This window comes from Ensifer sp. Root1252, from assembly GCF_001425885.1.
GTDB classification, from domain to species: domain Bacteria; phylum Pseudomonadota; class Alphaproteobacteria; order Rhizobiales; family Rhizobiaceae; genus Ensifer; species Ensifer canadensis.
Genome location: NZ_LMDT01000001.1, coordinates 302,697 through 315,616 on the forward strand (window position 1 = coordinate 302,697; position 12,920 = coordinate 315,616).

Sequence of the window (12,920 nt, forward strand, 5' to 3'; positions counted from 1 at the left end):
ATCTGTGTATTGACGATGGCAGACGCAGTAAACCGGCCCACCTTCCGCACCCGGGCAGCAACGGCGGAATCTAAAAATTAAGATCTCGTTAAAGTATTACAATCGCGGGCCGCACCCATGACTCGGGCGACGGCACAACGATTCTTACCGTGGATTCAGCGGCCGATACCGGCAACCGCCGAGACTCGCACAATATTTGCACGGGACACGACGGCAAGAGCGCTGCACCCGCAACGCCTGCGAAACGAAAAATCCCGCCGATGCGGCGGGATTTGTCACTATCAGACGATTTCTGTGTGTGATCAGGCGGCTTTCTCGAGAGCCCATTTGCGCAGGATCTTTGCGGCGCGCTCTTCGCTGATCTCGACCATGCGTGCAAGGCGCCTTTCCGGTCCTTCCTTGACGCGACGGTTGAAGGCGCCTGCGTCTTCGCCCATGCTGAGCAGATCGTCGGTGCTGTCGAAGCCGAAGTCGGAGCCGAAGCCGTCCATGAGGGCGCCACCGGCACCTGCTGTCGCAGGGGAGAAATCGGGCAGTTCGAGACCGGCGGATTCGTTGGCGAGCTGGCCGGAGCTTCCGCCAAGGCCGAGCTGCCGAGCCAGCGGCCGCATGCCCATCCAGACCACCAGGAAGGCGACGACGACGAAGGCGAGCGCGTTGATGATGCCGCCAAGATTGCGCGTCAGCGTCTCCATGAGACCCGGACCCGAGATGGCCTGGTCAAGCAACTGCGTCTCGACGAAGTCCATGGCGTTCAACGTCACCACGTCGCCACGGTTCGCATCAATGCCGGCGGCTGACGATACGATCTTCTGCATCTCCTGAAGATAGGCATCGATCTTTGCCTGATCGACCGGCTCACCGACCATGGCGGCAAGGCGGCCGCGATTGACGACCACCGCAATCGACAGGCGCTCGACCGTGTAGCTGTTCTTCACGGTGGCGATCGTCTTGCTGTTGATCTCGTAGTTGGTCTGTTCTTCCTTCTTCTCGGCCTGGTCGTTCGACTGCGGGCCGGCACCGCCGCGCGGAGCGGCCTGCGGGATGTTCTGCTGTACGGTTGCGGCATTGTCCGGCTGCTGCTGGCTGGACTTCTGCTCTTCCTTGGTGACACGGGTGGAGCGTTCGACGCGCGATTCCGGATCGAACATCGTTTCCTGGATCTGCTGCGTGTCGGTGTTCAGACGAGCCGTAACGCTGGTGCGGAAGTTGTCCATGCCGAGGAATGGGGCGAGCGCGTTGTCGATCTTCTTCTCAAGCTCGGTCTGGACATTCTGCACCACGCCCAGCGACTGGTTGAGGGCGCTGTTGGCCGGATCGTCGCCAGAGGCGAGAAGCTGGCCGGTCGAATCGAGGATGGTCACGTCATCGAAGTCGAGCCCCGGTACGGACGAGGCGACGAGATGGCGGATGGAGGCTGCGGCATTGCGGCCGACCGTGGCGCTGGCGCGGATCATCACCGAGGCGGTCGGGTTCTGGTCTGCCTTACGGAAGCTGCCACGCTCAGGCATCACGATGTGGACGCGGGCGGCGGCGATACCGGAGATCTGCTGGATGGTGCGGCCGATTTCGCCTTCAAGCGCGCGAACCCGGGTGACTTCCTGCATGAAGGAGGTCAGACCGAGCGAGCCGACATTGTCGAAGAGTTCGTAGCCGGCATTGGCGCTGCTCGGCAGGCCGCGCTCGGCCAGGAGCAGACGGGACTTGCCGGTCATGCCGACGGGAACCTGGATGCTGCCGCCATCCGCACCGACGTTGAAGTCGATGTTGGCTTCTGCAAGCGCAATGCTGATTTGAGTGACGTCGCTTCGCTCAAGCCCGACATAGAGCGTCTCGAACGATGGCCTGTTGACGTAGATACCGGCCCCCAGGACCATGCCGACAGCGACAATGCCGGCGGCCGCCAGCGCTATCAGCTTGCCTTGCCCCAGACTGGCGAGGTTCTTCGTGAACATCGAAAATTGATTCAACAGACTCATTCTGTTTCCGCACCCAGTATCGCAGGACATTCGAGCCGGTCATCCGACGAGCGCCCTGCGCAGTTCCAACATTTTGGGTTTGGTGGGTGTCGCGTGCCCCGCAACGACTTCCAACACACACGAATCCATCAGCCCCGATCGGGACCGTAGGAAACGAAACTTGCGCGAACTTGGCTTTCGCCGCCAGTCTCGGGGAAATCGGGGGATATAGCTGTAGAGAAATCTGGCTGCACCGACGGACGATGCAGCCCAAAGGCCAGAGCGCTTCCATCTTAAAAGAGCGCGTCCATCTTAAACGGGGCGCGGAAACGCTCTCTTTGTTTTTACGCGTTCCCTGACGGAAAACCGCTCCGCACTTTTCCTGGGAAGGCTTTAGAACGCCTCAAAGTCGCCCGCCGCCTTGGTCAGCGGCTGCGAATGGCCGTGACGCAACATGCCGTTGCCCAGCGCCTTCTTCATGTCGGCGAGCTTGACCAGGCTAACAGCCGTGGTCACGTCGACGAGGCAGGTATCGGGGATCACGGCGGTGATCGTGTCGATGAACTCGGCCAGGCCGCGGGTCTTCTGCACGGCCAGATCGATGCCCTGCAGCACCATCATCTCGTCGCGATTGTCGAGTGCCGAGGCGCCCCGACCGCCGAGCAGCTGAGGCTCGATCCGTTCGATGAGATAGGCGACGTCGTGAAGTTCGGTGACGACGCGCATCAACACTTCGGGCAGCGATTCTTCCACGTGCGGCATGTGGCCCTGGTAGTCAGTCTGCATTGTCGGTTCTCACGTGGTTTTTCTGACGATAGTGCAGGCGTGTGGTTCGCCTGCGGAGCATGCCCCGCAGGATCAGAAGAATTCGATGGAGCTTTCGACCGGACGTGGCGCGATCACCGGGCGCTCTTCCAGCTGGACCGTGCGCTGGGTTTCCACCCCTGTCAGTGCGTACTGACGGGCGCGTCCCGACGACGGCCAGTATTCGAGCTTGCGGCCGTGTTCACCGCCGGTGCTCTCGCCGACGATGCGGATGCCTTCGTCAAGCAGGAACTGCCGGGCAAAGGCGGCATTCTGCTCACCGACATTCGAAAACCGGGCGATGGTCTTGGCGCCGCCGAAGATCTTGGCCTCGAGCCGATCACGCCGGGCGCCCTGCTTCAACAGACCGTTGATCAGCAGTTCCATGAGATGGACCCCATAGCGGGTCGCATCGCCGCCGGAAGCGGGCGACGACGCCGATCCCGGCAGCAGGAAATGATTCATGCCGCCGACTCCGACCACGGGATCGCGCATGCACGCGGCCACGCAGGAACCGAGAATGGTCGACAACACCACATTGGGATCGTTGAAGACCTTGTACTCGCCCTGAATGACATGCACGCGCTTGCCGACGGCTTCCATGTTCATTTCAATGCCCCAAATACGGCTTCGATCGCGGCCTTCATCTTTTCGATCGTGAACGGCTTGGCCAGCACGTTGTTGGCTCCGAGCGCTGCCGCCTTCTGGACCAGCGCGCGGTCGCCCTGCGCCGTCAGAATGATGAAGGCCGCCTTCTTGGTAGCCGGGTTCGACCGCACTGCCTGGAGCAGGCCAAGGCCATCCATCTTCGGCATGTTGAAGTCGGAGATGACAAGGTGATGCGGGTTCTGGGCCATGATCTTCATGCCCTGTTCCCCATCACCGGCGGCGGTGATCTGCTTGAAGCCCAGCTGCTGCAGGGCGTCGCCCAAAAGCAGGCGGCTCGTGACCTGATCGTCGACGATCAGAACTTTTATTTTTTCGGCGATGGACATTATTCGCTTCCTTCCTTCCGGAACGCCGCGGTCTTCAGTATCTCCTCCCCGATGGAACCGAGGGGGAGCTGCGTTTCGACGGCGCCCAATTCATAGGCAACTCTCGGCATACCGTAGACGACACACGTCTTTTCGTTTTGTCCGAAGGTCTTTGCCCCGGCATGCCGCATTTTCAGGAGACCGGATGCGCCGTCACGGCCCATGCCAGTCAGAATGACGCCGATCGCATTGCGACCGGCAAGTTCGGCGACCGAATCGAACAGCACGTCGACCGAAGGACGGTGGCCGTTGACCGGATCCCGATCGACCAGACGGCAGCAAGGCGCCGTCGGATTGGAGACCTGCAGGTGGCGCTCGCCGCCCGGGGCCAGATAGACCTTGCCGATTTCGAGGCGTGCGCCATCGGTTGCTTCCTGCACCGTCGGTGCGCACAGGCGATTGAGCCGCTCGGCAAAGCTCTTGGTGAAGGTGTGCGGCATATGCTGTGTGATCACAGTCGGCGGGCAGTTCGGCGGGAACTTCTGCAACACGGTGATCAGGGCCTCGACGCCGCCGGTGGAAGCGCCGATGGCGATGATCTTGCGCCCTGCCCGATATTCCGAGGCACCGTTGACATTGGCCGCCGTCGGCGCTGCCGCCTTGTTGCCGGTGATGATGAACTTTCGCTGCGAGCGGGCTGCGGCCTTCACCTTGTCGATCAGATCGCCGAAGGGGTTCGGATCGCCCGGAAGGGGTTTTCCGACGCAATCGAACGCACCGATTTCAAGTGCTGCAATCGTCGCCTCGGCACCCTTGTGTGTCAGCGTCGAGACCATGATGACCGGCATCGGGCGCAGGCGCATGATCTTGTCGAGGAATTCCAGGCCGTTCATGTTCGGCATCTCGATGTCGAGCGTGACGACATCGGGATCGAGCTGCTTGATCGCCTGGCGCGCTTCCATCGCATCGGCCGCCTGGCCGACGACGGTCACGCCGGGATCGGAATTGAGAACTGCGGTGATCAGGCCACGCATGGTGGCGGAGTCGTCGACGACGAGAACGCGAGCGGGTGCGGTCATACCCGTCCTCCATGAAACTTGCCGGTATGGCGGTAGGTGGTGATGCCGATATTGTCGAACTGCGACTTGGCGTCGCCCGACACGCGCTCGGAATGACCGATGTAGAGATGTCCATTGGTGCCGAGCATTCCGGCAAAACGCGACCAGATCTTCATCTGCGTCGGCTCGTCGAAATAGATCACCACGTTGCGGCAGAAGATGACATCGAACGGCCCCTTGAACGGCCATTGGGCCATCAGGTTGAGCTCGTTGAAGGTGATGAGCCGCTTGACGCGATCGTCGATCTGCCACTTGAAGCGGCCGCCGGCATTGACCTCGTCGAACCATTGCTTGCGCATGGCCGGATTGACCGTTTCGAGCGCGGTGGCATCATAGGCGCCGGCCCGTGCCAGCGTCAGGATCTTCGGGTCGATATCGGTCGCGAGAATGCGGAAGTCGTAATCGGCCGCGTTCGGCAGCAGCGACAGCACCGTCAGCGCGATCGAATAGGGCTCCTGCCCGTCCGAGCACGCCGCAGACCAGATACGCACGCGACCGCCGGCCTTGGCGCGGGCAATCAGCTCCGGCAGAACCTCCGTCTTCAGATGCTCGAAGTGATGATTCTCGCGAAAGAAGCGGGTGAAGTTCGTCGTCAGATGCGAGAGCATGTCGCGGCGGGCGGCAGCGCCTGCCGGCGAGGAGACCAGCTGGCAGTACTCGCGGAAGCCCTTGAGACCGAGGTTGCGGATGTGCTTCGACAGGCGGGAATAGACCAGCGATGCCTTGGTCTCGTTGAGATAGATGCCGGCATCGGCATAGATCATCGCTGCGATTTCACTGAGATCGCGGCGCGTCAGCGGATACTCACCGCTTGCCAAACATTCATCGGGCGACTGCTTCTGCTCCAGAATGGCCTGGTTTCTCATGCTGCTTCCCTTTCTTCCTGCGGGAAGACAGATTCGAGTTCTATCAGGCAGATCAGCCGGCCTTCGATCGCGAGCACGCCGCGGGCGAAGCTCCTTTCGAATTCGGACGAGATGACATCAGGTGTCGGCTGGATCTTGTCATCGGTAATCGTCAGTATGTCGGAGACGGCATCGACCAGCAGGCCGACGACCTGGTTCTTCACCTGGGCGACGATGATGACATGGCGGACGGTCGGCTCGGCCGGCTTCATGCCGAGGCGTGCCGACAGATCGATGATCGGCAGCACCGCGCCGCGCAGATTGATGATGCCGAGCATATAGGCCGGCGCATGCGGCATTGCAGTCGCCGGTGTCCATCCGCGGATTTCGCGCACGGACATCACGTTCACGCAGAACTCCTGATCGCCGACGCGGAAAGCAATCAGCTCTCGTCCGTCCGTGGTCAGATTCCTTGCGGCATAGGTCATCGCATTCATCCAGCAGCAGCGAGAGACATTTCAGCCTTCAGCGAATGGCCACGCGAGGCGGCCACGATCGTGTCGACATCGAGGATGAGCGCCACCCGACCGTCGCCAAGAATGGTCGCCGCAGCGATGCCCGGCACGTGGGTGTAGTTGGCCTCAAGGCTCTTGATGACGACCTGGCGCTGGCCCTGGATGGCGTCGACCATCAGTGCGCGCTGGCCGCCACCTTCGGATTCCACCAGAAGTGCGACGCCTTCGACCGGGTTTGCCTGGCTGGCGCGGAAGTTGAGGATGCGACCGACGTCGACCAGCGGGCAGAAGGAGTTGCGGATCGATATCAGCCGCTGGTTGGAGCCGAACGAATGGATTGCGGCGGCTTCCGGCTGCAAGGTCTCGACGATCGCCGTCAGCGGCACCACCAGCGTCTGGTTGGCGACCGTGACCACCATGCCGTCAAGCACGGCGAGCGTCAGCGGCAGGCTCATGGTGAAGACCGAGCCGTGGCCGGGCTTCGAGGAGATGTTGATGCGGCCGCCGAGCGCCTGGATCGAGCGCTTGACCACGTCCATGCCGACGCCGCGGCCGGAGATGTCGGAGATCTTGTCGGCGGTGGAGAAGCCGGCGTGGAAGATCAGGTTGTCGATCTCCTCGTCGGAGAGATTGGCATCGGCGGCGATCAGATCGTTGTCGATCGCCTTCTGGCGCACCTTCTCGCGGTTGATGCCGGCGCCGTCGTCGGCAAGCTCGATGACGATGCGGCCCGACCGGTGCTTGGCCGTCAGGCGCACGGTGCCTTCGGCGCTCTTGCCGGCGGCGAGACGCTTCTCCGGCGTTTCGAGGCCGTGATCGACGGCGTTGCGGATCATGTGCGTCAGCGGTTCGGCCAGCTTGTCGATGACCGTCTTGTCGACTTCGGTGTTTTCGCCTTCGGTGATGAGACGGACAGACTTGCCGGTCATGTCGGCGATTTCGCGAACGATGCGCGACATGCGCTGGAACACCGGCTTTACCGGCTGCGCGCGGATCGCCATCACCGAGTCCTGGATCTCGCGGGTGAGCTGCTGCAGCTCCTCGAGGCCCATGTTGATCGACGAGGTGCCGTTGGCGTCGTTTTCGACCACGCTCTGCGACAGCATCGCCTGGTTGATCACCAGTTCGCCGACGAGGTTGATCAGGCGGTCGACGCGATCGAGATCGACGCGGATGGTCGGTGTCGCGGCGGATGCGGCTGCCTGCTGCGCGGCTGCGGATTGCGCCGCGGCACTGGCGGCGGCACCGGCCGACTTTTCAACAGGCGCACGGGCGGTCGACTGGGCCATCTGCAGCACGTTGCTGGCCGTGCCGGCGGCAGAGACGGCCGCATCGCGGATCGCCTGCCGGGCTGCCAGCTGCTCTTCTTCCTCGATCACGCCGACCGAAACAGCCGGCTCGTCGTCGAGGATCGAGAGGTCGAACGGCACCGGCTGCATCGGCAGCTCTTCGCTCGGAGCGGCTGTGTCATCGGAGACCAGCAAAATCTCGAGGTCGCAATCCCACTCGGCGAATTCGAACACGGTGCGGATCGCGTCCTCGCCCTTGTCCGTCTTCAACGAGATCTTCCAGGAGAAGTAGGCGGATTCCGGATTTAGGCGATCGAGCGCCGGAAGCGCGTCCATGTCGCAATGGATGCTCATCTCGCCAAGGCGGGAAAGGTCGCGCAGAAGCAGCGTTGCCTCGTTGCCCTTGGCGTAGAGATCGGATCTCGGCTTGAAGACGATCTCGTAGGTCGGCATCTCCATCAGCGCCGGCTCGTCTGCCTCGAAATCGTCGAAGGAGAACGCGACGGGCTGGAAGCCTTCGTCGTTGGCGACGGGTGCCGTTACAACCGGGGCGGCCTTGGTGACCGGCTCGGCAGCGGCCGACGCCTGCGGTACCTCGCCGTTGGCAAGCGCCTCGAGTTCCTTGATCAACTGGCGGCTGCGCGCCTCGTCGACGCTACCGCCATCGCGGGCAGCGTTCGTCAGGTCGGCGAGCACGTCGGCCGACTTCAGCATCACCTTCAGAACCTCAGGACCGGGGTCGAGCCTGTTGGAACGAACGCAATCAAGTGTCGTCTCGAACACGTGGGCGAAGGAGACGAGGTCGTCGAGCCCGAAAGCGCCGGCGCCACCCTTGATCGAGTGCACCGCGCGAAACACCGCATTGACCGTTTCCGGATCGCGGTCGCCGTCATTGAGCTTCAGCAGACCCGATTCCAGTTCGGCGAGTTGTTCCTCGCATTCCTGGAAGAAGATCTCTTTGATTTCGTTCATATCCATTGGAGGCTATCCTCGGACTTCAGGCCGTTACGCGCTCGATTGCATCAATCAGTTTGGTCGGGTCGAACGGCTTGACGATCCAGCCGGTAGCTCCGGCCTGACGGGCGCGGTTCTTCTTTTCGGCGTCGCTTTCCGTGGTCAGGACCAGGATCGGGATAGCGCGGTAACGGTCGTTCTTGCGCACGCCTTCAATGAAGCCGAAGCCGTCGAGACGCGGCATGTTGATGTCGGTGACGATGACATCCGGATTGGCTTCTTCGAGAACCTCGAGGCCCTCGACGCCGTCCTCTGCCTGGATCGTTTCGAAACCGGCATTGTTCAGCGTGACCAGAAGCATGTTTCGGATCGTCCGGGAGTCGTCGACTGTCAGAACTCGCTTTTTCATTCTTCAAATCTCCTTTGCCATCAGGTGATCGATATCGACCCCGATGAGCTGTGTCGTTTTCTCGAAAGCGTCCGACACCTTGCTGAAGGTGAAAGACAAATGATCCTCTTCCCAAGTCTTGGCGCCGGCCATCAGCACCTGGACGCAGAGCGTTCCAACCCGCTCGACCGCCGAGGCGTCGATCGTGAGATCGCTGCCCTTCAGGCCCAAAAGCTTCTCATGCAGCGCTGTCGCTTCGTTCAGGTCCAACACCGGAGCGAGGCTGAGCGTCTTCTGAGCGGTCTTTTTGCTGGCCATTCCTGTTTTCCTCGACTGCTAACTCTTGAGTGCCCTTGAGATCAGCGTTGCCAACCGGCGAACTGACGTTGCGGACCGTCGTCGAACAATGGCGCCGCCATTTCATCGTCGGCCATCGCCGCAGGAGCCACGAGGCCGCGTCCCTGGCTGGCGGCCGGTGTTGGTGAGGCCGCGTGGCGGCGTTCAACGCGGAACCTGCGGATCGTCTCGCCGAGCTCGACGATGACATTGTGCAGGTCGTCGGAAGACCGGACCGTCTCGCCCGCCATCGCGGCACTTGCCTGCACGGCCTGCGAAATCGCACCGATGTCAGAGGCAACGCCCTTGAGATCGCCGACCTGTTGTTCCGCCTCACGGGCGATACCGGAGACGGCGGCATTGATCGATGTGACCTGCTGGACGATGCTGCTGATCGCATCCTGAGTGCGACCGACGATCTCGACGCCGGTCTCGACCTGCGCCTTGGTGCCCATCACCAGCTGCTTGATTTCACGTGCCGCTTCGCCGGAGCGCTGCGCCAGCGCGCGCACTTCCTGGGCGACGACGGCAAAGCCGCGGCCGCTGTCGCCCGCCCTTGCAGCCTCGATGCCGGCATTCAGCGCCAACAGGTTGGTCTGGAAGGCGATCTCGTCGATGACGCCGATGATCTGGCCGATCTTTTCGGCCGACGCTTCGATGTCGGCCATGGCGGAGATTGCCTGGCCGGCAATCTCGCCGCTGCGCTCGACAGCAACCCTTGTCTCGGTGGCTTTGATCTCGGTGGCGCTGATGCGGCTCGAGCCCGTCGCCATGCGTTCGGTCATGTCGGCAAGCGCTGCGAGCTGACCCGAGAGGGCATCGGCTTCAGCCGCCGCCTTGTCGGAAAAACCGGCCGCTCCGTCGCGCAGACGGCCAATGAAAGTCTCCGCCGCCTGACCGCGCTGATCGGCGGACTGCAGGCTCTGCTGGATCGTGTCGAGTGCCGCGTTCAAGCTGGCGACGATCGGCTGGTAGGCATCCGGCGCGCTCTCGGACAGGCGCACGCCCAGGTCGCCGTCGTTCAAGCCTTTGGCGAAGTCGCCGAATAGGGTCGTTACCGCCTGCTCGTCGGCACTGTGCTGGTCGGCGAGCTGGCGCTGATGCTGCTGGCGAAGGGCGTTGAAGCGGAGCGAGACGCCGATCTCGGTGTCGACGAAAACGGTACGGACTAGTGCCGCAACCAGATCGCACAGTTCCTTGCGACGTCCCCTGCCCATCGGCAGGAAGGACTTCGGCCAGGCCTCTTCGATGAGGCCGACCAACAAGTGTTCCAGCACGACGGCGTGGCTTGCCATCTGCCAGCGCGGATCGAGGCCCATGCGGTTCGATGTGTCGGCAAGCACCTTGACGCGCTCGGCATAGAGGCCGTCAAAGCGGGCATCGGTCAGCACGTTCCAGTGCGAAGACTGGATGTCCTGCAGGCGATCGAGCTGCCGGTCGTTGTCGAAATGGCGGGCTGCGTCGGGATAGCTCTGCAGGCGCTGGAAGAGATCGCGAAGGGCTGCGTCGATGCGAGGGGAAAGTTTCTGCCTGGTGTCGCGGACGCGGGAACAACTCTCGTCGTCGAGCCCGGCAAAGCGCAAGCGCTCCAGCAGACTGCCTGCCTGGCCCTTCCTTGCCTGTTCTGACGATGCTTCCTGCCTCAACGCTAAATCCCCGGCTTTGCATGCTTGGAATTTGCCTGGGGAGTATCCGGACGGTCCACGGTCCACCGGACGTGCACGCCACATCAATGAGATCAGCCCCCGCCGCTTGGGCGTCTGCTATCGTCCATCCCGCAAGTAAATTCGGTGAAGAATCGATACCGGACCGGAACCGGTACGGCGGGGCGGCATCATGCCTTGAGGAGACTGTGAATTTTCCCATTCCGACGTGTGGGACAATGTTTATGGTTAATTCCTTGCTTGAAGGTTAACGGTCGATGGCCTGTAACCGGAATCACTAAAATTCGCCGGGTGTTTCCTGGCGCTGTTTTTGCGGCGCAGCAATGCCGCACTATTGACCCCGAATTTCAACAGGTTTTCACTCACAAGAGTTTAGAATTGTACTTCTACTTGCGCTCGCGTATCGAAGCGAACGTGAAGTGGGCGCAGATCGCGCGGAAGAAACCTTTGCAGCAAGCAAAGCGACATCATGACGATGCGCTGACGGGAAACGAACAATGATTGTTCTTGGAATTGGCGCCGCTCTCACAGCAATCCTGACAATGATGGCCGTATCCATCGTGCTCAATCTCGAGCATAACCGCTCGACGAACCGCAGCTCGGTTTTCTAAGCGAAAAAACGAACGCCATCGTCGTCAACCGCGCACTTCATGCGGCACCGTTACTCTCCTATATTTCACCGTTACTGGTTGCCATTGGCCTGTTGCACATGGCTTTTCGTTAGCGACCGCCAGTTTTCTGCATAGTGCACAAAGCTCTCAGGCACGGGGCCGGCGAAGGCCTGCACGCCGGTCCGCACGTGGCGGCCGTCGACAAGACTTGCAGCCCCGAGGCTGGTGCCGGTCACGTTGTGGCTGTCGGCAAGGACCGGGCGCCCCGTTGCCGCCTGAAGCATGCGCAAATAGGCGGCGTTTGCAGCGAACGGTCCCTCGACCACGATATCCCCTCGCGCCCCGATGAGATCGAGGCATGTCGCCGTCATCAATGCCAGATGGAAAGAAACGGCGGCGACCCTGCCGGCCGGCGTCAGCTTCTCCTCGTCCACCGTCCAGCGCGCCTTGGCGGATGGGAAAGGTCCGGAGCCTTCGGGAAGCGAAGGCAACAGCATGTGCCCTGCCGCAATGACGGCCTCCTCGTCTTCAAACGCGGTGGGCGTCGTGCCGTCGCCGAGCAGCAGCGAGAAGGCACGACCGCCCATGAAACGCGCCGAGGGAACCGGGTCGCCGAGAGCGTTGACGTTGATCAGTGTGTCGCGATGTTCATCGAGCGTCACTTTGGCGGCGCCAACCGCCAGCATCACGACCCAGGTGCCGGTCGACACCACGGAAAACGGCGTCGTTCGGGTCAGCAGATGCGGCAGCAACGACGCGTTGGAATCGTGGATGCCGCAGTAGATAGGCGTACCCGCGGGAATGCCGGTGGCGAGGCAAAGCTCGGGCAGCAGCTTGCCGACGATATCGTCTGCCTTGCGGACGGGCGCAAACAGGTGCCGCCAGCCCTGGCCTTCCACCAGCGTCGAGAAGGCGCCTTCCGTCGGGTTCCAGAGGTCGGTGTGGCAACCGAGCGAGGTCAGTTCGTTGACGCGCACGCCGGTCAGCCGGAAGGTCCAGTATTGCGCATAGGTCAGGATCGTTGCAATCCTGGCGAAGGCGTCGGGAAAGGTCTGCTGCTGCCAGAACAGCTGCGCGCCGACATTCAGGCCCATAGGCAGGCGCGCGGAGCCGGTTTCGGCAAAAGGCGGACGAACGGCCTCATAGGCTTCCGACAGGGTATCCGGCCCGCCGAATTCATAGTCCAGCACCGGCAAGGCAAGGTCGCCGGCCTCGTCGAGGACAACCGCGGTTGCGCCGTGGGTGGTGATCGAGATCGCTTGCAAGGGATGCTCGGCCTGGAGCGCCGTCAGGCTATCGAGCACGAAGGCCCAGAGACGCTCGACATCGAAATGCGGATAGGGCTCGCCCGCGACGACACGGTTTGCGGTCTTGCGCACGGCAACCTCTTCGAAGCGATCGAGATCAACCGCTGCGACCTTGGCATTGGTCTTGCCGATGTCAATGACGCCCACGATCCGCATC

General features: G+C 62.1%; 12 protein-coding genes. All 12 read right to left on the bottom strand.

Features of this window, described 5'->3' with window-relative positions; genetic code table 11:
- Window positions 1-302: 302 nt before the first annotated feature.
- The 12 genes from fliF to ASD02_RS01545 all read right to left on the bottom strand — a co-directional run bounded on the left by fliF (window position 303) and on the right by ASD02_RS01545 (window position 12,919).
- Entirely contained in the window at window positions 303-1,979 is a 1,677-nt protein-coding gene (fliF, locus tag ASD02_RS01485; RefSeq protein ID WP_057204230.1) for a flagellar basal-body MS-ring/collar protein FliF, read from the bottom strand.
- Between the two features lie 372 nt (window positions 1,980-2,351).
- A complete protein-coding gene (locus ASD02_RS01490; RefSeq protein ID WP_025425904.1) occupies window positions 2,352-2,744 on the bottom strand; it encodes a hypothetical protein in 393 nt (130 codons plus the stop codon).
- Between the two features lie 72 nt (window positions 2,745-2,816).
- A complete protein-coding gene (cheD, locus tag ASD02_RS01495) occupies window positions 2,817-3,371 on the bottom strand; it encodes a chemoreceptor glutamine deamidase CheD (protein WP_025425903.1) in 555 nt (184 codons plus the stop codon).
- Window positions 3,368-3,757, bottom strand: a complete 390-nt coding sequence (locus ASD02_RS01500; protein WP_025425902.1) for a response regulator — start codon at window positions 3,755-3,757, stop codon at window positions 3,368-3,370. The genes cheD and ASD02_RS01500 overlap by 4 nt, the downstream gene beginning before the upstream one ends.
- Window positions 3,757-4,815, bottom strand: a complete 1,059-nt coding sequence (locus tag ASD02_RS01505; protein ID WP_025425901.1) for a chemotaxis response regulator protein-glutamate methylesterase — start codon at window positions 4,813-4,815, stop codon at window positions 3,757-3,759. The genes ASD02_RS01500 and ASD02_RS01505 overlap by 1 nt, the downstream gene beginning before the upstream one ends.
- Window positions 4,812-5,720 (bottom strand): protein-glutamate O-methyltransferase CheR, encoded by a 909-nt coding sequence (cheR, locus tag ASD02_RS01510; protein WP_057219908.1) that lies wholly within the window; start codon window positions 5,718-5,720, stop codon window positions 4,812-4,814. Before cheR ends, ASD02_RS01505 begins: the two co-directional genes overlap by 4 nt.
- Window positions 5,717-6,187 carry a chemotaxis protein CheW gene (locus ASD02_RS01515; RefSeq protein ID WP_025425899.1) on the bottom strand — a complete coding sequence of 157 codons (471 nt, stop codon included), beginning with the start codon at window positions 6,185-6,187 and terminating at the stop codon, window positions 5,717-5,719. Before ASD02_RS01515 ends, cheR begins: the two co-directional genes overlap by 4 nt.
- A gap of 5 nt (window positions 6,188-6,192) precedes the next feature.
- Window positions 6,193-8,481: a chemotaxis protein CheA gene (locus ASD02_RS01520; RefSeq protein ID WP_025425898.1), complete on the bottom strand. Its 2,289-nt coding sequence runs from the start codon at window positions 8,479-8,481 to the stop codon at window positions 6,193-6,195.
- Window positions 8,482-8,500: 19 nt separating this feature from the next.
- Window positions 8,501-8,866, bottom strand: coding sequence for a response regulator (locus tag ASD02_RS01525; RefSeq protein ID WP_025425897.1), 366 nt, complete (start codon window positions 8,864-8,866; stop codon window positions 8,501-8,503).
- Between the two features lie 3 nt (window positions 8,867-8,869).
- The gene (locus ASD02_RS01530; RefSeq protein ID WP_025425896.1) at window positions 8,870-9,163 is read right to left on the bottom strand and encodes an STAS domain-containing protein; all 294 of its coding nucleotides are present in this window, start codon (window positions 9,161-9,163) and stop codon (window positions 8,870-8,872) included.
- A gap of 41 nt (window positions 9,164-9,204) precedes the next feature.
- The gene (locus tag ASD02_RS01535; protein WP_057219909.1) at window positions 9,205-10,827 is read right to left on the bottom strand and encodes a globin-coupled sensor protein; all 1,623 of its coding nucleotides are present in this window, start codon (window positions 10,825-10,827) and stop codon (window positions 9,205-9,207) included.
- Between the two features lie 700 nt (window positions 10,828-11,527).
- Complete coding sequence (locus tag ASD02_RS01545; protein ID WP_057204233.1) at window positions 11,528-12,919, bottom strand: FGGY-family carbohydrate kinase; 1,392 nt, start codon at window positions 12,917-12,919, stop codon at window positions 11,528-11,530.
- Window position 12,920: the final 1 nt, after the last annotated feature.